This window comes from Candidatus Methanocrinis alkalitolerans (assembly GCF_029167205.1).
GTDB classification, from domain to species: domain Archaea; phylum Halobacteriota; class Methanosarcinia; order Methanotrichales; family Methanotrichaceae; genus Methanocrinis; species Methanocrinis alkalitolerans.
On the sequence record NZ_JARFPL010000012.1, the window covers coordinates 1 to 25,023 of the forward strand.

The 25,023-nt window shown below is 56.6% G+C and carries 19 protein-coding genes; 11 read left to right on the forward strand and 8 right to left on the reverse strand.

Features of this window, described 5'->3' with window-relative positions; genetic code table 11:
• The first annotated feature begins 764 nt into the window (after positions 1-764).
• Positions 765-2,378 (forward strand): C25 family cysteine peptidase, encoded by a 1,614-nt coding sequence (locus P0O24_RS05085; protein ID WP_316968658.1) that lies wholly within the window; start codon positions 765-767, stop codon positions 2,376-2,378.
• 55 nt (positions 2,379-2,433) lie between these two features.
• Here the strand turns inward: P0O24_RS05085 and P0O24_RS05090 are convergent, their stop codons facing one another.
• From P0O24_RS05090 to P0O24_RS05105, 4 genes are read right to left on the reverse strand one after another with little or no spacing between them, the layout of a single operon-like run.
• Positions 2,434-5,844 carry a DNA polymerase II large subunit gene (locus tag P0O24_RS05090; RefSeq protein ID WP_316968659.1) on the reverse strand — a complete coding sequence of 1,137 codons (3,411 nt, stop codon included), beginning with the start codon at positions 5,842-5,844 and terminating at the stop codon, positions 2,434-2,436.
• On the reverse strand, positions 5,841-6,287 hold the full coding sequence (locus P0O24_RS05095; protein WP_316968660.1) for a PPC domain-containing DNA-binding protein: 447 nt from the start codon (positions 6,285-6,287) through the stop codon (positions 5,841-5,843). The genes P0O24_RS05090 and P0O24_RS05095 overlap by 4 nt, the downstream gene beginning before the upstream one ends.
• A 54-nt stretch (positions 6,288-6,341) precedes the next feature.
• Positions 6,342-7,346: an asparagine synthase C-terminal domain-containing protein gene (locus P0O24_RS05100; RefSeq protein ID WP_316968661.1), complete on the reverse strand. Its 1,005-nt coding sequence runs from the start codon at positions 7,344-7,346 to the stop codon at positions 6,342-6,344.
• Positions 7,347-7,355: 9 nt separating this feature from the next.
• Positions 7,356-8,399, reverse strand: a complete 1,044-nt coding sequence (locus P0O24_RS05105) for an ABC transporter substrate-binding protein (protein WP_316968662.1) — start codon at positions 8,397-8,399, stop codon at positions 7,356-7,358.
• 227 nt (positions 8,400-8,626) lie between these two features.
• Between P0O24_RS05105 and P0O24_RS05110 the strand changes: the two genes are divergently transcribed.
• Positions 8,627-9,043 (forward strand): secondary thiamine-phosphate synthase enzyme YjbQ, encoded by a 417-nt coding sequence (locus P0O24_RS05110; RefSeq protein ID WP_394356701.1) that lies wholly within the window; start codon positions 8,627-8,629, stop codon positions 9,041-9,043.
• Between the two features lie 9 nt (positions 9,044-9,052).
• Here P0O24_RS05110 and P0O24_RS05115 read toward each other — a convergent pair whose 3' ends face one another.
• Complete coding sequence (locus P0O24_RS05115; RefSeq protein WP_316968663.1) at positions 9,053-9,991, reverse strand: nucleoside recognition protein; 939 nt, start codon at positions 9,989-9,991, stop codon at positions 9,053-9,055.
• Positions 9,992-10,193: 202 nt separating this feature from the next.
• Between P0O24_RS05115 and P0O24_RS05120 the strand changes: the two genes are divergently transcribed.
• From P0O24_RS05120 to P0O24_RS05155, 8 genes are all read left to right on the forward strand, one after another.
• A complete protein-coding gene (locus P0O24_RS05120) occupies positions 10,194-10,898 on the forward strand; it encodes a hypothetical protein (RefSeq protein WP_316968664.1) in 705 nt (234 codons plus the stop codon).
• A gap of 283 nt (positions 10,899-11,181) precedes the next feature.
• Entirely contained in the window at positions 11,182-11,901 is a 720-nt protein-coding gene (locus P0O24_RS05125; protein ID WP_316968665.1) for a hypothetical protein, read from the forward strand.
• Between the two features lie 66 nt (positions 11,902-11,967).
• Positions 11,968-12,735, forward strand: a complete 768-nt coding sequence (locus tag P0O24_RS05130; protein ID WP_316968666.1) for a hypothetical protein — start codon at positions 11,968-11,970, stop codon at positions 12,733-12,735.
• Between the two features lie 318 nt (positions 12,736-13,053).
• Positions 13,054-14,070, forward strand: coding sequence for an SdrD B-like domain-containing protein (locus P0O24_RS05135; protein ID WP_316968667.1), 1,017 nt, complete (start codon positions 13,054-13,056; stop codon positions 14,068-14,070).
• Between the two features lie 86 nt (positions 14,071-14,156).
• Positions 14,157-14,678, forward strand: a complete 522-nt coding sequence (locus tag P0O24_RS05140; protein WP_316968668.1) for an SdrD B-like domain-containing protein — start codon at positions 14,157-14,159, stop codon at positions 14,676-14,678.
• Between the two features lie 151 nt (positions 14,679-14,829).
• Positions 14,830-15,402, forward strand: coding sequence for an SdrD B-like domain-containing protein (locus P0O24_RS05145; protein WP_316968669.1), 573 nt, complete (start codon positions 14,830-14,832; stop codon positions 15,400-15,402).
• Between the two features lie 24 nt (positions 15,403-15,426).
• Positions 15,427-17,784, forward strand: coding sequence for a vWA domain-containing protein (locus tag P0O24_RS05150; RefSeq protein ID WP_316968670.1), 2,358 nt, complete (start codon positions 15,427-15,429; stop codon positions 17,782-17,784).
• A 422-nt stretch (positions 17,785-18,206) separates the two neighbouring features.
• The gene (locus tag P0O24_RS05155; protein WP_316968721.1) at positions 18,207-20,837 is read left to right on the forward strand and encodes a DUF7507 domain-containing protein; all 2,631 of its coding nucleotides are present in this window, start codon (positions 18,207-18,209) and stop codon (positions 20,835-20,837) included.
• 550 nt (positions 20,838-21,387) lie between these two features.
• Here P0O24_RS05155 and P0O24_RS05160 read toward each other — a convergent pair.
• From P0O24_RS05160 to P0O24_RS05170, 3 genes are all read right to left on the reverse strand, one after another.
• Positions 21,388-22,239 carry an aldo/keto reductase gene (locus P0O24_RS05160; RefSeq protein ID WP_316968671.1) on the reverse strand — a complete coding sequence of 284 codons (852 nt, stop codon included), beginning with the start codon at positions 22,237-22,239 and terminating at the stop codon, positions 21,388-21,390.
• Positions 22,240-22,374: 135 nt separating this feature from the next.
• Positions 22,375-22,686: a hypothetical protein gene (locus tag P0O24_RS05165; protein WP_316968672.1), complete on the reverse strand. Its 312-nt coding sequence runs from the start codon at positions 22,684-22,686 to the stop codon at positions 22,375-22,377.
• A gap of 114 nt (positions 22,687-22,800) precedes the next feature.
• Complete coding sequence (locus P0O24_RS05170; RefSeq protein ID WP_316968673.1) at positions 22,801-23,832, reverse strand: Acg family FMN-binding oxidoreductase; 1,032 nt, start codon at positions 23,830-23,832, stop codon at positions 22,801-22,803.
• Between the two features lie 165 nt (positions 23,833-23,997).
• On the opposite strand from P0O24_RS05170, the gene P0O24_RS05175 reads away from it, so the two are divergent.
• Positions 23,998-25,023, forward strand: a complete 1,026-nt coding sequence (locus P0O24_RS05175) for a DNA double-strand break repair nuclease NurA (RefSeq protein WP_316968674.1) — start codon at positions 23,998-24,000, stop codon at positions 25,021-25,023.

Sequence of the window (25,023 nt, forward strand, 5' to 3'; positions counted from 1 at the left end):
AATCCTCGTTAGAACATGCAACATCATTGAATCCAGGTTTTGGACCTCTTCGACCCATCTTGCTACACCCACAATGAGATAGAACGTAATAGTATAAATAACATCAACTCACTGCTGGTTCACTACCCGAATTTACCGTGAGATCCAGGAACAGGGGTTCGAGGGCAGATACACGATCGTAAAGGACTATGTGAGAGAGACGAGACCGAATTTGGCGCTTTGGCAAAAAGATCCACTTCTGAAGAAGTCCGACTTGGACCTCAACGGTACAGAGGAAGTGTGGACGAGTATAAGGACGGCCATTTTCCGGTCGCGTACTCAGATTACTGAATAGCGCTAACGGGTGACGTAATGGCTGTTTGGCGGAAAATACGTCCCTTGAATTCGATTCGAGTGGCGATTTTCAGTAGATCGAGTACGCGACCCATTTTCCTTAACCCTATTTTTCCATCGTTTGAATCGTTAAGGGAAGGCCGCCCTCTTGTCCCTTTTCGTTATATCTTGAGAGGCGTCCATTCGGATCGTCGCTCCTATCCTTCTCCGAGGGGAGATGGTACGGTGGCGGGGGGGAGGGGTGGCGATCGATCGACCATGCCGGCTCGGCGGGAGGGAATGGGAGAGGGCCAGCGACCCGTCTTGTGATACCGGCTCCATCAATCACGAAAAACTGTTAATATCTTGTGCTGAAAGGATGTTGAAACAGATGATGCCAGGAAGGTCAGCACAAATGCTGAAATACTCATCTCTCAGGGGGTTAGACGCTGATGAAAAGGATTTTGGCTCATTCTATCGTTCTCGTGATCTTCCTTTTATCACTCACGACGACCGCTGCCGGAGCGCCCGCTCCTGCAAAGATCGATAAGACCGCCTCGGAGCTGGCCGTCGCCGCACCGTCGATGACCGCCGACGCGAGAGCCGTCATCTATCCGTGCGCCTTCGAGGGGAGGGTCACCGACGAGGTGACCGGTGACCCGATCCGGGGCGTCGCCGTCACCTTCGTCAGTGGCGATGATCGACGCTCCTGGACGGCGACGACCGGCGGCACCGGGAGCTTTCGGGTGGCGGTCCCTGAGGGGAGCTATTCGTACATGGCGACCCACAGAGACTACATCATGGAGTCGAGCAGCCCGGAGCTCATCAGCGTCCGCGCCCCCTATTCTCGAAGGGTCCGCGGCGCGGGCGGGATCGTCCGGGAGATCACCGTCACCAGCGATAGCATGAGGGTTATCGACGTCGATATGAAGCCCCGGCCCCGGGAAGTCCTCCTCGTCACGACCAGCCTCTTGAGGGAGACGGCAGCCCTCGAAGACGCCGTCGAGAGGTACGTCGAGACGGTGGGTCGGACCGACGGCCTCGACGCACGTTACATCGTCCTCGACTCGATGGAGTGCTTGAGGGATTACGGCGTCCGGGCGTCCGATCCTGCCGACTGGCACGAGATCAGGGACGCCCTGGAGGGGATCTGCGAGGAGACGGGACCCGCCTACATAATACTCCTGGGAGGAGAGGCTGTCGTCCCGAGGCCCCTCACCGTTACCATCGACGGCCGACTCTCTTACCTCCCGACCGACGCCTGGTACGTCGACTTCGACGACGACGGGATCGTCGACGAGGGTTTCGTCGCGAGCAGGCTCCCCGACCTCTCGACTGACTCCGGGGGAATAGTCTCGGCTCTGGAGACGTCCATCGACCTTCACGAATCCGGGGGTTATGGGCTGAGCCCCGAGGTCTGGTTCAGCACCAGGTGCTGGCTATCCCCACCGATCGGCCTCGGAGACGCCTGCGATCCGGACGATGCCTCCTGTGGCCCCTGCCGGGCGACGCCCCCCTACGGGGTCTGCGACGCCTGCAGCATGAGAGACGAGACCTTCGAGCTGATATCGGAGAGCGACTACATCGTCTTCATGGGCCACGGAAGCCCCACATCCTTCTCCACCAACGATCGCGTCCCGATATTCAGGGTAGAGAACGTCGAGGAAGTGGATCTCGCAACGAACCACCCGGTGATAACCGGCTACGTCTCCTGCAACACCGGCCTTCTGTACCGGGATCGTCCGAGCTATGCAACTGAGTTTTTGCGGGCGGGAGCTGCAGCCTTCGTCGCGAGGAACACGGAGCAGGGTACTCCCAGCCACTTCGCCGCACGCTTCCCGGATTACATATCCGGGACCGGGTCGCAAGGGACATACAGGATCGGAGACGCCCTCTTCGAGCTGATGCGGGAGTCGGTCTTGATGGCGGGCGATTCGGAGAAGCCGGCGGCATCCCAGCTCTCCATCTACGGCGACCCCACCCTCAAGAGAGACCCGCGAGAGATGCTCGTCGTTTCGCGAGAGATGCTCGTCGTTTCAAGGCCCGCCATGAAGGCGATAAGGTGAGGCGGGACCTGATGAAGGCTTACTTCATGTGAAGGGGAGAGGTCCCCCTCGCCCCTCACATGAAGTCCGCAAGCCCCATCTGCTTCGACTTGTCGTTATGGAATAGGGAGTCGATGTCCATCTTTATGATCTCGAGCCTCTGGCGGGTGTAGTCGTCGACCCCGAACTCCTCGGCGACCTTAATCGAGACCTCCAGGTACTTTCTGACGCTCCCCTCGTGGACGGTGAGGATGACCCGGCCGCCGCATTTGGGGCAGACGTCGGATAGGGGGGGCCTTCTAAACTTCGCCCCGCACTTGACGCACCGGACCTTCTGCCTGGAGAAGGCCCGGAGGTTTCCTATCAGGTCCGGGAGGAAGTGGGAGTTGATCACCCTCGTCGCCACGTCCCTCTCGTCAACGGCCCGGATCGACCTCGCCAGGGCGAGCTGGGCGTCCATCTTCTCCACCATCGTCCCCAGAGTCTTATAGGCGCTGTTCTTCGGCCCCGCGGCGATATCGTCGGTGTCGTGGGTGAACGAGAAGCCGGAGTACTGTCCATCGGTCCCAAGTCTCTTGGATACGATGTCGATCAATCCCTCTACATCCTTCGGCGACGCTCCGCCGAGGGTCGCCCGGTAGAACTCCAGGGGGTATCTCGACGGCAGGTCCAGGTTGTGGGCCTCGCCGTCCACCTCCGAGGGGTCGAGCCTGGTGGTCATCACCAGGGGAGCGTCCATCTTGCCGCCCCTCTTCTCCGGGAGGTAAGACATGGAGAAGTTGAGGAGGGCATCCATGAGGAGCATGACGCAGTCCTCGTCTCCGTCACAGTTCCTCCTCTTGGCGGCGTGGAAGAAGGGGTGGCCGTATCCGGCGGAGGCGGAGGTGTAGCCGATGAGCCGGCATAAGACCCCGGCGGAGGTGTGGGGTGCGAGCCCCACCATGAGGACGCCGATGAGGTCGTCGGGGGTCTCTGCGTTGTAGAACCTCTCAAGGCCGTAGAACTTCTCCAGCTCGTCATCGACGAACTTCGCCACCTTCAGGAGGTACTCGCCTCCGTCGAAGGATAGGACGACATCCTGGACCAGAAGCTCCAGGATCTGGTCGGGGCTTCTCAGGGGCTCGCCGCGAATGTCGTGGGTATAGCCGAGCTCCTTCAGCTTTTCAAGATCGGCGTGGACCTCCCTAGGAAGGAAATGGGTGAGGGGGAGGTCCGTCAGGTCGTACCTCACCGTCCCGTCCTTGAATATGTAGACCCCGTTCTTCGCCCGCAGGACCCCCTTCTCCAGGCTCTCGGGGGTCTTATCCCGGCTGGTGAGGCCCAGGACGCCCCTCACCAGATCCGGCTCCCTCTCGGAGAGGGAGGTGAGGGCCCGGGAGTAGAGATCCCTGACGTCGAGCTTCATGATGGCTGCGGCGGTGGTGGGCTTTGCGCACCGGGGACACTTCTCTGCTCCCGGCTGGTGGCAGACGGGGCACGCCCTTTTGAGGAGTGTGTGGCTCCCGCATCCGCAGAGGAACTCGTGGGTTTCGGCGCCGCATTCAGGACAGTATCTCTTTCCTATGGAGGTCTCTATGATCCCGTGCCTGCCGTTGCCGACGTGGTTTTTTGCGCACTCCCCCACCGACCTGCTCTTCCCACCGGCGTCGCCGGTGGGGAAGAGGACGTGGGGGGGAGGCCTCATCTCCCGCTTGTCCGACTTCTCGGGCCGCCCCATCCGGGAACCTACCCTGGTGGGGGCCCTCGCCATAACTCTGATCCCGGCGACGAGGTTGACGAGGTCGAGGGCGGTCTTGGGATCCTCTAACTTCGAAGAAACGATCTCGTCGTCCTTTCCCCCTCTCAATTCATCATCTTCAACACTATCAGGCTCTTCGCAAAGCTCCTTGATCCTCATCCCATCGGGATCGATCCCGAGACAGAGGAGGAGGGGGAGCGGATCGTCCACCTCTAGCCTCCCACCTCTCGCCCTGTGGAGGACGAGGAGCGTCTCCAGGGGTTCCAAGAGACATGGAGGTAAGAGGAGAACGCCGTCCTCGAGGACCCCCTCGATGGAGACGGCCTCTCTCAGCCGACGATACTCGTCGATGGAGAGGTCGTGCCAGAGGTGGGTCGAGGTCGGGTGGAGGGGCACTCCCCACCGGCGGGATACCTCTATCGCCTCCTCTCCCCCTATCTCCTCAAGCCCCTCGGGGTCGCCGCCTGCCTCGAGAAGCTCCGCCGCCCACCACTCAAAGCAGTAGGATGCGGGAGCCAGGGTCCGGTTGTTCTCAAGAAAGTCGCCGAAGCTGATCAGAACCTCGCCGACGTCGATGATTCTCGCCACCTCTCCTCTCATCAGGACCGCCTCCTCGACGGAGTCGATCCGGACCAGGTCGCCGTTCTTCAGCCTCACCGTCGGCCCCTCGATGCTGGAGACCGGGGAGACGGCCGCCGCCTTTCCCGGAAGCTCCACCTTCACCTGGGTTCCGGCGGCGAGAAAGTCCCAGAGGAGGATCATGGAAGCAGGGCTGAACCCTGCGGCCGCAAGGCCGGTGTTCCGCGACCTGCCATACCTGAGCCGAAATCCCCCCGGGCGGTGGGGGTGGCAGAAGACCGGCCTTCCGGCGATGATATCTCTGAGGAACTTCTCTCCGGAGGCCCCACCGTCCTTCTTTCCTCCGCTGGCGAGGTCGTCAAGCCAGTCCCACCCCTCGATCCCGAGCTTTGTCACGTGCTTTTTCAGCTTCGGTCTCTTGAGGGCGATCCCCTCTGCCGAGACCAGGGCGACGCCGCCACGGATCCTGTTCGTCTCGATCCTATCGAGATCTCGATAGCCCGAGACCTCCTCCTCCTCCGTTGGCTCCCCCTCGATGCAGATGGGACAATTTCGGACGAGGGTCCTTATCTCCTCGTCGGAAGGGACGTACTGTAGCCCCGCCACCCGGCGGTATAGGCCGATCTCCTCTACGTACCTCTCCACCTCCTCGGCCCTGGGCTTGTAGCGATCGATCCCCACTCCCCGTCGGACGTAGTCTGCGACGAGGACGGAGAGGGCCTGGGCCGTCCCCCCAGCGCTCCTGATGGGACCAGCGTAGTAGACCTTGAGGTAGTCGGTGGCGTCGTCGTTTTTGCCCAGCTCCACTTTGGCGATACCCTCGATCGGGGCCGCCACGACCCCTTCGGTGAGGAGGGCTACAGAGGTCCTGATGGCGCCGTCGATCGCCTCGATCTTGGTCGAGAAGCTTCCTATCCTCCCCTCGGCGAAGTCGAGGCCGATGGCGAGGGCAGCCTCCTCCCGGCTCATCCCCTCCCCCTCCAGCTCTCTGATCCTCTTTGCTACCCCATCGATCCCGATGAGCTTCTCAACCCTCTCCGCCAGGTCGACGGCGGTCGGAACCTCCACCAAGAGGCTCGGATCTTTCCCCTGACTTCTGGCTTTGCCGGCGATCTCCATCTCCCGGGCGAGCCCCCCCTCCAGAGCTTCGAAGTAATCTGAGGTCTTCAATAGGTCTCACTCCAGAGGAAGAGGCCCGTCGTGGGGTCGTGGCTTCTTGTTGGCGGCCGTCCGACCAGCTCCCTGATGTACACTTCTGCCGCAAAGACCGTCCCGCTGGATAGGTGGCCGCCTCTATCGTTTCCTTGCGAGTCGGCGAGGGTCGCATGGATGTGGAGGAAGGGCTTCCCGTCTCTGATGGAGATGTTTCCGGAGAGGCTTGATATCTCCACGGGACCGCCGATCTCCATCGATCTGTACTCGTGGGCCACCTGATCGTAGTAGCCGATTACAGCATCCTTCAGCGCTCCAATCCCTGAGACGATCCCTGCCTCTACCCCCAGGGATTCGGCCAGAGCGGTTATAGAGGCGACGATCTCAGAAACGTGATCGAGGCTAGCGAGAAAGAGCCTTCCAGGCGTCAGTTCATGGACTATCGACAGAGATGACCCCACCTACCTCGCGAGAGGTGGGACCTCTCGATTGAAAAAGTATGTGGTGGATCTCCCTCACATGAAGGTCTCCAGATAATCGGAGAGATTACTGAAGTTTCTCCTCCTGGCCAACCTCTTCATCTCTCGCATCACCCCGGAGCCGTACTGCATCGCCTTCTTCTCGCGATAGGCGACCTCGTTCGGCATGTGTCGAGCCGCCACCTCCCGAAGGGGCCTCTTTCGGATCCCGCCCCTGACCTTCTCCTCCGGCGGGATCCCTCGCGCTGCCCTCACCACCCGGACGTCCAGGTAGGGGAGAGAAAAAAGGGCGCCGAAGAGGTCGGCCACCGCCTGGTCCCGGGCCGCCTGGGCCGGAAGGCCGAGGAAGTCACGATGGAGTTCCTGACCGAGGGTCTCGGTCTCCAGGTATCGGGCGTAGCCTCCGAAGAGCTCGTCGGCCCCCTGCCCCGCCAGGATCCTCTCGTACCCGTGATCCTTCGCCCATTCCGCGACGAAGTAGAGGGTGGCGGCGATGGAGGCGTCGACGGGGGTCCTTCGGGGGATTACGGCAAGAACCTGGCCCAGGGCCTCCTCGATCCTTCCGGGGTCGATGACCGCCGCCACCAGCGCCAGATCCAGCATCTCTGCGACCTCTCGCGCCCTCTTCAAATCCCCGGACCCTTCGACCCCCACGGCGACGCACTCCCTTCTGGCGATGGCCGCCACCAGGGCGGAGTCGACGCCTCCGGAGAGGGCGACGACCGCCCCGTCCTTTCGAAGGAGGACGGCGGTCTTTATGGCTGCTGCGAGGTCCGGGGCCGGAGGATCTGGATCGACGGCTCCCACCACCTCGCCGTCGGAGACGACGGCTCCAGGCGGACCGTCGCCGGGTACGATCCCGAAACGGTCCCGGGCCGAAAAGCCGTCCCACCGGAGGAAGAACTCGCCGCCAAATCTGGAGACGATCTGTGGTCCCTCTTCGAGGAGACTATAGACCTGCGACTCGGAGAGCCTTCTGCCATCCACTTCGATCCACCCCTTCAGTTCAAAGCCGCCTTCCATCGGATAGGCAGTTATCATACAGGCCGTTTATAAGGCTGCGCCCTCGGGATAGACCTGGTGAAGACCATCCATATCGATGCCGAAGTACTTATGGTAGATCTCTTCGTGCAAAGACCTCGGATCCAGATCTTCGAAGAGGTGGGGGTGGAACCACCGGGCGTAGTAGAGCATGTTCACCACCTCTGCAAGGCCGCTGGCCATGTTTATGTCCACTACGTAGACTCGGCCGGCCTTGACGGCGTCGATCTCGGTGAAGCCCGGAAGGGCTATGATCTCATCCCTCTTCTCTGCCATCTCCTCGGGGGTAGGGACCGTCCCCTGATACTGGGAAGATGGCATCGAGTAGACGATCACCTCCGGGTTTCTCTCTATCACCCACTCCATCTCGACTTGAGGGACCTTCCCCATCAGATCCTCTGCCGTGTTCATGCCCCCTGCCGCCTTGATCCTATCGTGGCCCGTCGATTCGGAGCTGGCGGTCCAGTCGAAGTGGCCCATAGACATGAAGTATACCCTCGGCCTCTCCTCCTCCGGGATCCCGGCGGTCCTGCTGATTACGACGTCGGCATATACTCCGAGATAGTCCACCATTTCTTTCGCCTCGTCCTCCCTATCCAGGATCAGTCCCAGATCTTCGATCATGGGGATGAGGGTATTGATGGATAGCGCCCGATACCTGAGGACGGGGACGCCGTAGCCTGCAAGCTGCTCCTCATGCTCTTGGGCAAAGAGGCCGCCGGTCTTTGCTATCACGAGGCTGGGACGAAGCTCCATGATCCTCTCGATGTCCGCCTCCCGCCCAGACCTGCCGACCCGCTCCTTCTCGCAGAGGGCTGGCGGGATGGTGCAATCGTCGGAGAGGGCGACGAGCCGATGGGACTCGCCGAGGGCGTATACCACCTCTGCCGCTGCGGGGGTGAGGCAGACGATCCTTTCGGGGGATTTGTCCACCGAAACCATCCTCCCCTCTTCGTCGGTTACGTAGACCTGCTGGCGGGAGAAGGCGCCCTCCGAGAGGGAAGGCGCGGAGAGGAGCGCCAGGGAGAGAAATACCATCAGAGTTCTCTTCATATCGAAACACCTCAAGCAAATTCATTTGTCTTATTTAAAATTCACTTGTTCAATGGTGGTTAAAGTACTTTTGGGTAAATCAAGCTAAATTGTCCTCTCCCACACGGATCCGACCTTCATCCAGCCCCACCTCAGCAAAGTTTCTTGAAGGGCGGGAGCGGATAGATCTCTTGACGGAGAGCCTCCTTCTTCGGAGAGCTAGCGTCGTCAAACCGGAGGTGACTTCCTTGATCGTGACCGAATACGTAGACTTTCAGACCAGAGGAGACGGAGAGATGACAGATCTAACCGGAAAGGTGGCCGCCGCCGTAGATAGGTCGGGGCTCTCCGCGGGTGCGGCCGTCGTCTTCGCCTCCGGCGCCACCGGAGCCATCACCACCATCGAGTACGAGCCGGGGCTCGTCGAGGATATGAAGGCCGCCCTGGAGAGGATCGCGCCCCAGGATATCGAGTACGCCCACAATCGGAGGTGGGGCGACGGGAACGGCCACTCTCACATCAGGGCCTCCATCATCGGTCCGAGCCTCGCCATCCCCTTCTCCGACGGCAAATTGATGCTGGGCACGTGGCAGCAGATAGTCTTCATAGACCTGGACACAAGCCCTCGCTACCGGAGGGTCGTCGTCCAGATCATAGGAGAATGAGACCGTCGATCACCTGGCGAAGGCGAGGAGTACCAAGAGGATCAGAAACCTGACGAAGATGCTCATCCCCGAAGATAAGGCGACGATTCCGACCCCGAGGCGCGGTCCGAAGAGGCCGACGTAGCGGGGCAGGAGGCTTCTTGCGGCGAAGAGGGGGAGCATGAACATGCTTCCCAGCATCAGGACGATCATCGCCTGGACCTCTGAGATCCCGTTGCTCGCGATCATCGGTCCCAAGAGGGATATCCCGACGATGGGGCTTGCGACGTAGGTCGTCAGGGGGACGATGCTCTCCGGGGGTATCCCGAAGATCTCCGCCAGGGGGAGGACGCCGAAGGCATCGAAGGCTCCTCGATCCCTGAGGGCGAAGACGGCGGCGGTCATCGTGACGTAGAGGGCGGCGATCTTGAGAAAGAGCCTCCTCTCCCGGCGTATAGACCTCTTTGCCGCCTCCAGGAAGGAGACCCTCTCCTCTTGTATCCCCTCGGGGACGCTGCAGACCCTCTTTCCAAGGAAGAGCCTGCTCATGATCACCACCGCCGAGATCTTGAAGAGGGCGGTGACTATGAAGACGAGGGCGTAAAAACCACCCACCACAAGTCCGAGGGCGGGAATGACGATGGGTATCTGGTAGGTGAACAGCTCCCTCAAGTAGACGGGGATGCTGTTCATGATGGCGCAGAGGACCACCTCCTTCTCTTCGAGCCGCCCCTCATCCCTGAACTTCGCCACCATCCCGTTGGCTGCCACCGCCGACCCCAGGGAGACGACGAAGGCCGAGGCGCAGGCATCGGGGAGCCCCGTGAAGGAAAAGATGGGCCTGGTGATCCTGGAAAGCCCTCCCAACAGCCCCATCTCCGTCATGACCCCGGCTCCGAAGAGGCCTAGGCCTATCATCGCGAGGATGGGGGCTGCGAACTCGAGGGTCCTAAGGATGAGATCCATCATCAGATGATGTTTTAGCCTCCCGATAGATCAACCTATTCCAGAAGAGAGGGCCGAAAAGTCATCATCTCGTTGATGGCGGCATCCAAAGATGGTCCATCGAGGTTCCGGAGATCGAGGGCATCATTTTAGCAATATTTATATGTGATATAGGAGAAAGATAGAGCAAAAATGGGGAGTAACGAGTATTGATGCGGGGTGACTTATGATGAGAAATCTTCCTTTCGGCAGGACAGCTCTCTTGGTTCTGGTTTTGGCCCTGGCGGCCACATCGGCCTCCGGGAACGGCGACCAATTTCATTACGGATCAAAGGTTATGGTTAACGATATGGACGAGTCGAGGGCTTTGAGCCCGTTTTATATGGGTCCTGAGTTCGCCTTCTGGGACGGCGGGATCGTAGGCGTATTCGACCGCGAGGACGTCGTCTACATAAATATCGATCCCACCAGCGATGTCGTCGGCGAAAATGACATAAGGCTTACGCCGTTCGGCGACCTTCCTGCGGGATCGCAGGTGGCCAAGGCCGACAACGACATAGGCAAGCCCCTGACCAAGTTCGGGACCACCACCACCCCCAGGGCTGAGCTCAGGTTCCTCGATACGGGGGGGGACCGGGCCTACAACCTGGATGATCCCATATACCTCAACGTCGTCCCCGGAGAGATCAACTCCAACGACGTCCGGATCACCAATTATAAGGGCTTTCCGGCAGGGAGCAGAGTCAACGACACCGACCCGGATAACGGCCTGAAGACCTCGACCCTCCCGGGGATGCTGAGCTTCTTCAACACCAACGGGAACATCAACAACGGAGGGTATGCCATCTATGATAGAGGTGACATAGTCTACATGGACACCCAGTTCCCCTTCTACGTGGTGACTATAAACGACGTCAGGATGTCCATCTGAGCTTTCTTTCATCCCCTCGACCTCTCTTTATTTGAGGTAGAGGGGATCGAAGACGCGTGATGGATCAGGTCCTTCTCAGGAATCCGAAGATTTGTATCCGCCCGACTTTCGGTTGAGGATTCGATCTGGCGTTTTTTCCTGGATGAAAATTGCCCATCAGAGTTTTGGTCCAACTTATCCTCCCGAATCCCAAAAAAGTACTTATAAGATTACGGTAGACTGTAATCCATTCCTATAAATATGAAGGGGGGTTAATTTGAAGGGAATAACGAAAGTTTGTATCATGGCCGGACTTCTTTTTGTCCTGAGCTTAAACGGGGCTGTCGGACAGTTCGGGTCAAAGGTGATGGCTGGAGACGCCGACATAGGGCGTTTTCTCGAGGACTTCCCGCAACCGCTGAATCCAACTCTCGGCTACTGGGACACCGGTGCTAATCCTGGGATCTATGATGACGGCGACACCATCTATCTGGACATGTTGGGAAATAACATCATCGACTCCAACGACATAAGGCTCACCGATTACGCCGGATATCGGGCCGGCACCAAAGTGACGTCCATGGACAACGACATAAACAAGCCCCTGTCCCCGCTGCCGGGCCAGGCGGCTGGCATCTATTACGCAGACCTTTACGGCAGCCAGGGTTACGACTTCCGGGATCCGGTATACGTGCTGGCGATGACGCCAGCGGCCATCGGTGCTCGTACCGCCACAAAGGATGTACGGCTGGGACCGGTCTTAGGCCTCTCTCCGGGGACTAAGGTCCTCGACTACCATCCTGACAGAGACGGACCTGCGATCCCCATGATCGTCCCAATCTCCGCAGGAGGGCCGGTGGCAACCCTGAGGTTCTACAACGCCAACGGAAACGTCAATGGTATTGGGGATCCCATCTACGACTACAGCGACGACGTCTACATAGACATATCTCTGCCCAGCGTAGCCATGGGAGGTTATCCCTTCGGTTTTGTGGTTCCGAACAACATCCGACTTACCGGTTGATGAGCTGATGAGAGTCTTGGAATATCTGGAGGTTACATGAAGAGATCGATGAGGGCCTCTGCTCTTATGGTCCTGATCCTCATGCTCTGTATCGGTGGAGTCAGTGGCCAGTTTGGCTACAGGGTAACAAACTCAAGTCCGGAGAACGGGATGATCGTCGAGGACTTTGCATCTGCCGGTGATTTGAAGCAGACTCCTGTCCAGATAGGGTACTCGGAAGGAGGGTCTAACGCAGATCTGCTGGATATGGATGACGTCGTATATCTCCACATCGGAGAGGTGACCTTAACAGGATCTAAGGTTAAGGTCAACGATATAAGGCTGACAGACTCCCTCTTTGGTCCTCCGGGGTCAAAGGTTGATGGGGGAGACGGCGATCATGATATGGATCTAAAGAGGTTTCCTCCCGGTTTGCCGCGAATGGTCTATTTAGATTCCGGCAGCATCATGGGGCAGTACGATCTTGACGATCCAGTTTATATCAAGATCGTACCTCCCCTGGATAAAATCGGTATAGGAGATATCAGGTTGGACTCCCTTGAAGGCCCGCCGGGCTCGAGGGTATCGAACTTAGATGGCGATAAAGGTGCCACCTGTTCCGTCCTTCACCCCGGTCCCAGCTTCAACCTCTGGCTTCCCGGGGCTGGAGGTGTGGTGAGGTTCATCAACGCCAACGGAAACCTCTATACCAACCCCATCGGCATGATCAGCAGCTGGCCCAGCCCGCCGATCTATGACTGGCCTGATGTCGTCTACTTCGACGTATCCAGCCCCGCGGCATACCCACGGAATTTTGGGTATCTGACGCCCAACGCCATACGAATGAGCCTTTAGAGCGCCCTCCGACGCTCTCTCTTTTTATCAGGTAAAGCGACATCATGCCAGCTAATATTCTTGCCGGGTCACCTTTTGCTCCGAAATAAAAAGCTATATTTATGATTAAGTCAGTAATTTAAGGCTGAATGAGATCGCCGACGAACTCCGACGCCGCCTCCCTTATCCTTATGGGTTTATGGTTGAGGTCATCGATCTCTCTGGTTTGTATGGGTGGAACGGAGGATATCTGACTTGAGAAAGATGGCTGGGGATCGGTATGCTATGGTCTGTGCAATTCTCATCTCTCTCCTGCTTATGAACCAGGCGTCAGGTCAGTTGGAGTTTGGTTCGATATCTTATCCTGCGAACCCTGGCGAAGTTCTGATAGTAGAGGACTTCTCCTCCGCCCCCGGCCTCGTCCAGCGACCTGTGACGATAATGTACCTCGATATCGGGATAGCGCCGGGGTTTTACGACCAAAAAGACCCTATATACCTTCACGTCGGCCCTGGACCCGTCGGCCTCGCAGATATAAGGCTCACACCATCGCCCTTCGGACCCGGAGGGTCGAGGGTGGTTCCGGGAGATAAAGACCTGGGCCTGGAGCTTATGTCTTTCGATCCGCCCTATTCCAGGCTCGTATATGCAGATATCGGGGGGAAGATGGGTCAGTACGATCCGATGGACTCGGTCTACGTCAAGGCCGTCCCGCCGATCTCAGAGCTGGCCGTCGGCGACGTAAGGGTCACCTGGGCGGGGAGCCTTCCTCCAGGGACGAAGGTCAAAAGCTCTGATCCGGATCGCGGGTCTGCGGTCATCCTCCTCCATCCCGGCCCCGACTTCGCCTTCTGGTCGCCTCTCGCCCGGGGCCAGGCCAGGTTCTACAACGCCAACGGGAACGTCTTCGGCGATCCGATCAGCCTTCCCATCTACGATGCTTCCGACAGGGTCTACTTCGACATGTCGGTCCCCTCGGATCCGCCGAGGCTTTTTGGGTATGTGATGGTCAATGAGCCAAGGTTTTCTGGAGCTATTGGAGATTTCGTCTGGTGGGACCGGGACGAGGACGGGATTCAGGATGCTATTGAGATTGAACCCGGAATTCCTGGAGTGATGGTGAAGCTTTATTATGAATATGAAGGCGACTGCTGGGAACTTGGGACCAATTGGACGGATAATTCTGGCTACTACAGATTCGATAGGTTGCCCAGCGGGAAATACATAGCGAAAGTGGATATGAATACCCTGCCTGGAAAAGGATGGAAGCCTACCAAATACAGAGCAGGGGACGACAGGCCGCTGGATAGCAACGGGGATCCGGCTTTCCAACCCGGATGCTTGGGACATGCCTGATCCCGGCCGAGAAAGAAGATGAGGACGAAACGATTATCAATCAGAAGAATTAAACACCTACAAAGATCTAGTATTGATCTTCATGGATGAGGGAGATGGAGATGAGGCACGTTTATTTCTTTATGTTTATGGTGTTGCTCTGCCTCGGTGCAGGGACGGCGTCTGCTCAGCCGGATGAATCCCGGGATAGCAATAATTATATTTACTCTGATGAGATCAATCTCGGCACAAATGAATATAATGATACGATAGATTTCGGATTTATTATCCCTGGTGTTTCCTCCATAGGTGATCTGTTCTGGTTGGACTTAAACAGAAACGGCATTCAGGACGATTTTGACTCCAGCGGCAGACTGCTGGGGATCAAAGAAGTTCGTATCCTCCTTTATTATAAGCTTGGAGATGATTACGTCAAATTAGGTGAACAGCTCACCGGAGAGGACGGTTCATATAGATTCGACGGCCTCCCTTCCGGAACATATAAAGTATATGTCGACAGAAGCACTCTCCCCGATGACAGCTACCAGCCCACGATACCATATGCTCCCGGAAGCACCATAGAGAACGATAGCAATGGGATAGGTATAACGGATACACTTCCAGCGTGATAGGCGCTCGCAGGTATGAGGAAACGAGAAAAAGAAGCTTGTGCGATATGGCGGGCTAGGCTGATTCTCAGCCCGCGTCCAAATCTTCGAGGGTCTACCATCAATTGGGGGGGGGATTCGAGTGAAACTTTATAGAAGCATATCGGTGGCGATGGCGGTTCTATTCCTCACCGCCACCTTTGCATATTCGGAGCCCTCAAAAATAGGCGGTTATGAGGAGGATATTCATAAATTCATATCTACTGATGATGTGATCCTCGGAGATGATGAGCAGAATGATACCATAGACTTCGGATTCATGGCTAAAAAGGGCCTCATCGGCGACTTCGTATGGAACGACTCCAATGAGAATGGGATTCAAGACGATGGTGAAGAAGGCCTTCCCGGGGTTAATGTATCACTTTACATGCTTCCTGATGGCGAAAAAGAAGTGTTCTACAACAGCACCTTCTCCGATTTAAACGGTAGTTATTCCTTCATAGTGCCGTTCGGCAGATATGTAGTGAAGACGGGAGAAGGGCAGAAATACGGGAACGGTTACATAAGGATTTTTGATCCCACTTTACCAGAGGATGTAAGGATCTTTCCGTGGGGTGAAATAGACAAGATTTATGCAGGCGGTGAAGAGAACGACAGCAATGATCATAAAGGATCTATTGTAGTCATGGACCATCATGATCCAGTAAATACGACGATCGATTTCGGTTATGTGAAATATTATTGATAATAAGGAGGCGATAATGTGATAATGAGAAACCTCTTGGTGAGCATACTATGCCTTTCAAGCCTCGCTTTCGCATCATCATTTGTACAGCCTCATTTGAATGTGACATATCATGATGTATCCCCAAATCCGATCTGCATTGCAGGCTCCGGGACTCCGTGTGAGAGCGTTGTCAAGCTTAAGATAGAAGGTTTAGGAGATCCTAGGCCTGTACAAGTGGTTCTCTCCATTGACAGTTCCTCCAGCATGTTCAAATATGACAGCAACAAAACTCGGCTCGATGCTGCCAGGGGCTTCATAGGAGTTTTGGACAACAGAAGTGACAAAGTCGGTCTCGTCATCTGGAGTGATCAAGTCATTGAAGCAGAGCCTCCGACGAGTAATTTTGAATCTGTTAATAGAACTATTAGTGGAATTATTTCTTATGGTGCTACAGATCTATATTACGGATTGAAACCGGCGATCGAAATGTTTGAAAACGAAAGCGTCGACCATCAAAAACACATAATACTCCTGACTGACGGCACAACTCGTGCAAGAGATCCCGAGGATTATCTTTCTGAGGTATATAGAGCCAAAGAAGCTGGCATCAAAATATGGACAATCGGTTTTCCTGCAGATGAGGCGGGTGAATTAGTTCTAAAAAATATTAGTGAATTGACGGCGGGAAATTATAGCACCGCAGATAATGCCACAGTCGAAAACGTCTTTATCAAAATTTATAAGGATATGACAAGTCTAGCTGGCAATAACGTCACAGTGAGATACGTTGCTCCTGGAGATCTTATCTACTTCCTCCAGGACGCCGAGGTTGAGGGGGATGATAAGGTCTTCACGTGGAAGCCGACGGTGGATGACGGAAGCGGCCCAAGGAACCATTTCTACATAGGGGAAAGATGGAGCAAGACCTTCGCAGTCCGCTCCGAGAATACCGGATTGTTCCCCCTCGGGAAGCCGGGGTCGGAGATGACCTATTCGGCACAAAACACGAACGGAAGCTACATCCCAATGAAGAAGCCGATCGAAGAACGCACCTTGGAGGTTATACCCTGCAATGATACAGATTGTAATAATACGTATATAAAAATCTTTATAAATTGTAGTTTAAATTTCACCGGCGATATTGCATATTTAGGGGAGGGTTCATCGCTACATTTCAATCTCAGCTTCCCATGGGGGCCTGACGGCCGCCCCTGGCACAACTGCCCTGATGACGGTTTAATCGTAATCAAAAGCCCTTGTGTCAACCATACCGACATCCGGAAAGAACCCCCATGTCTTGTGTGCCCTCCCTGCCCAAAATGTCCTGATGCCAACCTGGAGGAGAAGAATGCAACTTCGAAAGGTGGATCAAAGGAGAACACCATAAACATCGTCCAGACCGCCATCTTCGGCTCGACGCCATACTGGAACGGCACCGACGAGCCGGCCGGCGTCATCAACCTTACCGTCTCGAGGCCCGATGCTGCGATCGACGCAGTCTTCGCCTTCGACGTCTCCGGCAGCATGAGACTTCCCTACGAGGAGATGGGCGAGGAGGTGTGGGCGGCCTTCGCAGAGGCGAACTTCAGCAACGTCTCGATCATCGGCTGGGACGAGGACGACGGCGAAGGCGCAGATCCGCTGATGGTCCCGCTTCGGCCCCTGGAGGAGAGCGAGGAAGAGGTCCTGGCCGCCCTCTCGAACCTCTCCGGACTATGCGACGAGACGGACCTGACGGTCTACTCGGCGGGCCTGCGGGGGGTCATGGAGGTGGACTACGGGTTCGGGGACCATTTCGACGGAGACGAGAAGATCGTCCTCTTCATCACCGGCCCCGACGAGTTTCAGCCCGGCGAGGGCTTGGACAGCCTGGCAATTGAGCTGAAGCGGAGGGGCTACGCAATATATCCCGTGGGCATGGAAATCGACGAGTTCGAGTCGCCCCTCAAGTACGAGAGCCTGAGCACTATGGCCAGCATCACCGGCGGCAGGTTCTATTCCATCGGCGGCCTCGACTCAGAAGAGCTGAGAGAAGTTCTCCAGGATGCAGCAGCCCATGCTTCCAGCAGGGCCGCCCCCAAGGACATAGTCGTCACCGAGACCCTTCCCGCCCACCAGGAGGTTAAGGAGACGGTCCCCTCCGGCGCCGAGGTCAACGTCGCGAAGAACCCTGACGGAACCACCACCATAACCTGGACCGCAAGCGGCGTGAGGCCTGGGGAGGCGAGGAGCCTGATCATCCTCACCGCCGTAAAGGGCGCCCTTGCCTCCGACGCGATCAGCAACGCCGGCTGGCCCGGAGGAATCAATATAACGGCTACGGGCGGCGATGCCGCTGGGGTAAACGTCATCAACCTTAGAACTGAAGAAGGCGATGTGAAGATAGGAGAGATATCATGAGGCTGAAGCATCTGGTGGCGGTGGGGATCGCTTTATTTTGCGTCATGCTTGTGGTGCATGGAGACGAGATTACGTCAGGAGAATCAAGCAGCATTGCCATTGTTCTTTTAATCGACAATTCAAAAAGCGTAAATGATTTGGATAAAGATGGTGAGCGTTTTGCTAAGGCGATGAGTTTTATAGGATTTCTGAATAATAGTACACATGTTGTTGGTCTTGTGAGCACCTTGGGTAACAATCGTGGTGGCCTTGAATATATTTGCAAAGATCCAACGAGAAACTTCGACCTAATAAATAATACGTTGTTAGATATAAAAAGTGAATCCGAACGTTTTCCGAGGATGCAACAACATAAAATTACGAACATCAATGAATTCCTAATACGGGCGACTATACTATTAGAGAATAATAAATTTAATTGTATGAATAATATAACGATATTTTTCTCAGATGGGGTCCCAAATGATGTTACTCCGAATGGTGGCTATAATAACTCAACTCTGATTAATATAGAAGAAAAAACGTGGATCTATACCATTGGTATTGGAAACGATTCCACTGGTACAGGAATCCTCAAAGAGATCTCTTATTCCACTCATAGTAAATTCTACCACTGGGTCGATATCGATCCTGTAACCATTCTAAGAGATATTAATAGCCGCATCAATAGCAACATTGCTTTCATAGATGTCAACAAGACCACTCACCCCTCATCAGGATCTAACGGGACCGTGGTCAACTTCACGATCAACGTCACGAACACGGGTAACGCGACATTCGACCCGGTCATCGTGACCGATACTCTGCCAGAAGGACTTGATTACTTCAACTCGTCGGATAAATGCGAACTTTCGGGAGATAACGTCACATGGAACCTGGGTCAACTGGTTGAATCAGAGTCCAGATTGGTCTACCTCGAAGCAAAGATCAACAGCTCAAAGTCCGGCAACCTGACGAATAACGTCACGGTTACCGGCGTGACGCTCTCTGATGATAACGTTACAGCAAACTATTCAGATAACGTGACCGTCATCAACGCCTCGATCTCCGTCAACAAGACCGCTCACCCCTCATCAGGATCTAACGGGACCGTGGTCAACTTCACGATCAACGTCACGAACACGGGTAACGCGACATTGAACCCGGTGATGGTGACCGACTCTCTGCCCGAAGGGCTAGATTACGTCAACTCGACGGGGCTCCTGGACACCTCCAGCAACAACGTCACCTGGAACTTGGGATCGTTGAGCAAACCTGAGCACAAATTGGTCTACCTCGAAGCCAGGATCAACAGGTCAGAGTCGGGCGTTCTGACCAACCTCGTATTGGTCGAGGGCAAGCCCAAGTCCGGTTACAACGTCACAGATGACAACTCAACAATCGTGACCGTCGTCGACGCCTCGATATCGGTGAACAAGACCTCTAACATTTCATCAGGATCTAACGGGACCGTGGTCAACTTCACGATCAACGTCACGAACACGGGTAACGCTACATTGAACCCGGTCATACTGACCGACACTCTGCCGGAAGGCCTCGATTACGTCAGCTCGACGGATGAAGGTAACAACTCCAGCAACAACGTCACCTGGAACCTGAGATCGTTGAACAAATCTGATCACAAATTGGTCTACCTCGAAGCCAAGATCAACAGGTCCGAGTCAAGCGTTCTGACCAACCTCGTATTGGTCGAGGGCAAGCCCGAGTCCGGTTACAACGTCACACATGACAGCTCAACAACCGTGACCGTCGTCGACGCCTCGATATCGGTGAACAAGACCTCTAAAATCTCATCAGGATCATACGGCACCCTGGTCAACTTCACGATCAACGTCACGAACACGGGTAACGCGACATTCGACCCGGTCATCGTGACCGATACTCTGCCAGAAGGACTTGATTACTTCAACTCGTCGGATAAATGCGAACTTTCGGGAGATAAGGTCACATGGAACCTGAGTCAACTGGTTGAATCAGGGTTCAGAGTGATCTACTTTGAAGCCAGGATCAACAGCTCAAAGTCCGGCAACCTGACGAATAACGTCACGGTTACCGGAGTGACGCTCTCTGATGATAACGTTACAGCAAACGATTCAGATAACGTGACCGTCATCAACGCCTCGATCTCCGTCAACAAGACCGCTCACCCCTCATCAGGATCTAACGGGACCTTGGTCAACTTCACGATCAACGTAACGAACACGGGGAACGCGACATTCGACCCGGTGATGGTGACCGACTCTCTGCCCGAAGGGCTAGATTACGTCAACTCGACGGGGCTCCTGGACACCTCCAGCAACAACGTCACCTGGAATCTGGGGAAGCTGAAAGAATCCGAGTTTAGAGCGGTCTACCTCGAAGCCAGGATCAACAGGTCAGAGTCGGGCGTTCTGACCAACCTCGTATTGGTCGAGGGCAAGCCTGAGTCGGGTTACAACGCTACAGATAATGACTCAGAAGATCTGTTAATGAATTACACATCCGTCGTCTTCGCCCTCGACACCTCCGGGAGCATGAGAAAGTATTACCTTCTGGCCCCGAACGAAGGCGCCGAGATCGTCTCTGGATGGGCCGGCTTCGGCAACGCCACCGTCTCGATCGTCAGCTGGGACCACAATAGCGAGATTATCTTCGGGCCCGCTCCCCTGGTGGGGAGCGAAGGCCGCCTAGCTGAGGTACTGGAGAGCCTCTCCGAGATCTGTATCGAGACGGATTTGACCATCTACGACCAGGGGCTCAAGGGCGCCCTCGCCGCGCTCCGCGATGAAGCTACTTTCTCTGACGGCTCTTCGAAGATAATAATCTTTCTTGCGGGGTATAGCGAGTTCAAGCCGGGAGCGAGGCTGGACGATTACATATCCGAGGCAGATCGTTCTGGAATCAGGATCTTCACGATAGGCATGGGGATCAACGAGAGCCTAAACGCCTCAGAAAAGCAACACCATAACTTAACGAAGATATCTCATGGAACCAGAGGCGAATTCTACAGCATCACAGCGTTCAGCCCCCAGGAACTTAAACTTGTCATGGAAGAGATAGCCCACAAGTTATAGTGCCATCGGAGCTGCGGACATATGGATATCAGAATTTAACTTATCGATGGATCTGTCCTCTCATCCGGCATTCCGCAGTAAGGCTATGCAAAATTAAGAATTTATTGCTTGCCAAAATGTGCATAAATTCAAACGTTTAACTTAAATTTTGTTTAAAATAATTTTACTAGAATTTGTCAACACGATATTAACAATTCAGTATATTATAAAAATTTAATAATTATATTCTTAGTCTTTATGAAGCTGGCCTTATTTGATCTCTATACAGAGTCGATTGATATCTATTCTCAAAAAATCGATAGCAGGAAAATTAATGAGCGTTCAAACCGTTAATGCGAAATGCCGGTCTCATCTTTCGGCAGATTTAATCGGTGATCGGCCGGATCTTCGTCGCCGGGATAGTTGTCGACGAGGAGAGATTGGGGGCGATAGACGGGTTCGGCCAAGATGATGGCGAGGAGGATACTGCGGTGCTGATGAAATAAGCACTCATTGTCTGAAGTCGTCCCCAGCGTCCGTCCCGGATCGCTCAAGTCCCAAAACCGTCGCCTCACACCACTCCCCGATAGAACGCTAGCCGCCTCGCATACGGCCGGAAGAGCGCTAGCAGCCTCTCCTCCTCTTCGCCGGATAAGGGTTCAGCATCCCGCCCCGCATCGGAAAGGATGCGGACCTCATCGGGGGTCGAGCAGCCGGCGATGATGAGGGATACCTCCTGAGTTAAAGCGTACCGGAGGAGGAGGTCGGGGCCGATTCCGGCCTTGGGGTTGAGGTAGTGGGAGCCCCCCAGGACCTTCATCCCGATGACGGCTATGCCGCGCTCCTTCGCCGCCGCGATCGTCCCGTCGAGAAACCCGCCGATGACCCCCTCCAGGGGGTTCACCGGTATGAGGATGGAGTCGACGGGCCAGTTTTGAACAGCATAGTTGACGATGGCGGGGTCATGGTGGCCGCTGACCCCGATGAGCTTTGTTATTCCGACCTCCTTCGCATCGATGAAGGCCTCCAGGGCCCCGCCCGGCCCCTCGATCTCCCGGAGGTCCTGGCGGGTCCTGACGTCGTGGATCTGCCATAGGTCGAGGCCGTCGATGCCCAGGGTCTTGAGGGTCCGGTCCAGGTCGACCCGCGCGCCTCTGGCGGTCCGAGACGCCGACTTGCTCGTCTGGAATATCCGGTCCCGAAGCTCGGGGTGGGACCGCCAGAAGGTGCCGTAGTAGCCTTCGCTCCCTGAGTAGGCGGGGGCGGTGTCGAAGTAGCCGATCCCCTGGAGGGCGGCCTCTTCGATCACCTCCGCCGCCCTCGCCTCCTCGCCGAAGGTCCGAAGAATCCCCTCGCCCCCCAGCCCCACCACTGTCAAATCCAGGCCGCTCTTCCCAAAAGGACGGGTCCTGATCTCTGCCATATTCGCCACCTCCTCCCAACCATAAACCGCTTCTTTCAAGTCACTTCGGCCTCGCTGGGCCAACCCCGCCCCGCCTTCCTCCTCCGTCAGACGGTCTGGGGTTCTCTTTGGGCCCCGGGGCCTGCCCCGGACGGCTCAGCTCTCCTTCTCGCCCCTCACCATCACCTTTCCGGCGGTGATGTCGGCGGGGAGGGGGAAGTAGTTGGAGAGGTTCTCCTTAACCCACTCCGAGGCGATGTTGTTCGACTCCTCGGCCCCGCCCTCGGTCTCGAAGAAGTTTATGAAGGCGACGAGGCCGTCGCCGCAGTCCACCCCGTAGTACTTGACGAAGCCGGGGATCTCCCGGACCTTCGGCAGAAACCTGTCCTCTACGAGCCTCATCACCTCGCCAACGTGCTCTTCGTCGGTCTTGTAGCGCCTTATGCTCAGATACATTTCTTCCTCCAACCAGGTTCATGGACCGCCTCTGATAATAACCTTATGCGAATATCCTGAATCAAGAGAGGTCGAAGCCTCATCCCCGACGTCTCTTTCTGAAGCAAATCCTCATCAGGGCTCTGGTCACCTCCCGGCGAGGACCATCTCCGCCGTCCTGCGGGGGGTGTGCTTCGCCGGGGGAGCGTACCCCATCCTGATGAGGATCTGGGGATATTCGACGCCGAGGATCTCGACCATCTTCCGGCGGAGCTCGTCGATCGCCACAGGCTGGCTGAAGAGGTCGAACCTGACCCCGAGCTTCGTCGCCGTAAGAAAGAGCCGCTCAAACCTCATCCCCGCCTCGACCCAGGTTCCTTTGTCCTCGGCGTCTGTGGAAAGGATCCCGACCGCCGGGGAGGCCTTCATCAGCCCCATCTCCTTCTTCGCCCTGGAAGATGAGGTGTCGAAGGTCCCGAAGATGAACTTGCCGAAGTAGGACTCAAAGTCCGAGTAGCCGAAGGCGTAGCCGGGAAGGCCGTCCCAGGCGTCCTCGTCGTTTCTCCTGATCCACCGGGCCAGGTCCTTTCGGAAGGCCTTGTTACCGAGCTGTATCCTGTGGGACTCCCCCAGGACCTCGGCCATCGCCGCCCTCTCCGCCGGGTCGGTGAGGACGTCGAGGCGGAAGCCCCCGTCTCCGACGGCCTTTTTCATCGCCTCGATCTTATCGGCCTCGATGGGCCGGTCGTCGTAGGCGCCGCGGTTGGTGTGCCTCTCGGTGATCTCGTCGAAGAGGTATGGCGGAAACTGCGGCGCTGGAGCGGCCTCCTCCTCAAACTTGACGGTCGCTATCGTCTCGGCGTCGATCCCCTCTGGGAACCTCTCTACCCGGTAGCCCAGACCGAAGTGCTCGGCGGCGACGAGGAGGTTTGTGAGGGCGCAGCCGAGGCTCATGTACATCGTCCTGTTCGTCGGCTCGACGTCGGGGAGGGTCCGGCCGAAGTCGGCCTTTACGGTGACCTCGCTTCCGTCTACGGCGAGCTTCCAGGGCTGGTTGTTCGGCCCCGAGGGGGCCAGGACCGCGTAATTCAAAAGGAACTTCAGCTTCTCGTCCAACTCTTCCGACGCGGGGTAATCCCCGGCGTCGAGGTTCCAGGCGATAAGGTTCTTCTCTGCCATTGTAATCTACCTCTACAACCGCTATTTAGCATGAGACTTTTTGAGGCTTTTGGAATCGCTGTCTCTTTGTCAGGACGGGAAGACGGTCCAGCCAACATCCCCGGGTATTACTTGCTCGACACCCTCAAAATCGGTATATACATCGACCGCCAACCAAAGTCCGAGATGATCGAGAGGGAGAAGCTCGCCGAGGCCGCGCGGGCATTGATGGAGTACCTCGCCCCCGTCGACCCTGACGAGTTCGAGGCGGAGACGGGCATCCGCGAAAATGACTTTCGCGAGATCGTCCCCCAGGAGTTCGACGGCCGGATCTTCGCCATAGACGGGTCCAACGTCGTCGTCTTCGACCTTGGAGCCGTCAGCCTGAACAGGATCAGGGCTGGCTACGTCGTCTACCGCGGGACTGAGTGGGAGAAGACCTCCATCACCTGTGACGACCTCTTCGTCGCCGATCGGGAGAACTACCAGAGATCCTTCGACCGGTTTCGCCGGGGGATCTTCGGCATCGAGGAGCCCTTCCTGCTGAAGACGGCCGAGGAGATCGACCGGATGCCGACCTTCTATCGGGACCTCCAGGAGCACGTCGCCCTCTTCGAGGCGGTCCTGGAGGCAGAAGGCGGCGACCTCGTCCTCTACGACGGGAGCTTCTCCCTCTGGAGGGAGCCCTACCACCGGGAGGTCTTCACCAGCATATTCGAACGGGCCGGGGAGAGGGGGGTGGACCTCCTCGCCATCAGCAAGTCCAGCCAGCTCTCCTGGGGCCGGGGGATAGCCAGGCCCCTCCTCAGGAGCGTCGATCGTCTCGGTTTCGCCGCCGTCCCCGGCAGCCCCTGGCTAGTCCAGCTCAGCGGCAGGAGGGCGATGAGAGAGGAGCCCTGGGGTGGCGAGACCTTCGGCGCCCGGCTCCACCCCGCCTCGACCCACGCCTTCAGGATCGACGCCCCCGGCCGGGCGGCAGAGTCGATAGACGAGATCCTCGGGCGGGTCGCCTTCTACTCCAGCTCCTCCGAGAGCCCCGGCTACCCCCACGCTCTCTTCAGGGCTCATCAGGAGATGAAGATCCCGGTCCAGGAGCGAGACTTCACCCGACTATCCCTCTTCGAGGAGCTCCGGGGGCTAGGGTTTGCGGAAGGAGATATACGGGGAGCCCTCGACTATCACGAGATCCTCGATTCGATCAAGAGGAGATAG

What these genes read in the sequence shown, in the direction of transcription:
- P0O24_RS05160 (WP_316968671.1), bottom strand. Translation starts at nt 22,239, where the DNA reads ATGGCAGAGATCAGGACCCGTCCTTTTGGGAAGAGCGGCCTGGATTTG.
- P0O24_RS05115 (WP_316968663.1), bottom strand. Translation starts at nt 9,991, where the DNA reads ATGATGGATCTCATCCTTAGGACCCTCGAGTTCGCAGCCCCCATCCTC.
- P0O24_RS05155 (WP_316968721.1), top strand. Translation starts at nt 18,207, where the DNA reads ATGAATAATATAACGATATTTTTCTCAGATGGGGTCCCAAATGATGTT.
- P0O24_RS05150 (WP_316968670.1), top strand. Translation starts at nt 15,427, where the DNA reads ATGAGAAACCTCTTGGTGAGCATACTATGCCTTTCAAGCCTCGCTTTC.
- P0O24_RS05085 (WP_316968658.1), top strand. Translation starts at nt 765, where the DNA reads ATGAAAAGGATTTTGGCTCATTCTATCGTTCTCGTGATCTTCCTTTTA.
- P0O24_RS05125 (WP_316968665.1), top strand. Translation starts at nt 11,182, where the DNA reads ATGGCCGGACTTCTTTTTGTCCTGAGCTTAAACGGGGCTGTCGGACAG.
- P0O24_RS05175 (WP_316968674.1), top strand. Translation starts at nt 23,998, where the DNA reads ATGATCGAGAGGGAGAAGCTCGCCGAGGCCGCGCGGGCATTGATGGAG.
- P0O24_RS05105 (WP_316968662.1), bottom strand. Translation starts at nt 8,399, where the DNA reads ATGAAGAGAACTCTGATGGTATTTCTCTCCCTGGCGCTCCTCTCCGCG.
- P0O24_RS05120 (WP_316968664.1), top strand. Translation starts at nt 10,194, where the DNA reads ATGATGAGAAATCTTCCTTTCGGCAGGACAGCTCTCTTGGTTCTGGTT.
- P0O24_RS05140 (WP_316968668.1), top strand. Translation starts at nt 14,157, where the DNA reads ATGAGGGAGATGGAGATGAGGCACGTTTATTTCTTTATGTTTATGGTG.
- P0O24_RS05130 (WP_316968666.1), top strand. Translation starts at nt 11,968, where the DNA reads ATGGTCCTGATCCTCATGCTCTGTATCGGTGGAGTCAGTGGCCAGTTT.
- P0O24_RS05170 (WP_316968673.1), bottom strand. Translation starts at nt 23,832, where the DNA reads ATGGCAGAGAAGAACCTTATCGCCTGGAACCTCGACGCCGGGGATTAC.
- P0O24_RS05100 (WP_316968661.1), bottom strand. Translation starts at nt 7,346, where the DNA reads ATGATAACTGCCTATCCGATGGAAGGCGGCTTTGAACTGAAGGGGTGG.
- P0O24_RS05145 (WP_316968669.1), top strand. Translation starts at nt 14,830, where the DNA reads ATGGCGGTTCTATTCCTCACCGCCACCTTTGCATATTCGGAGCCCTCA.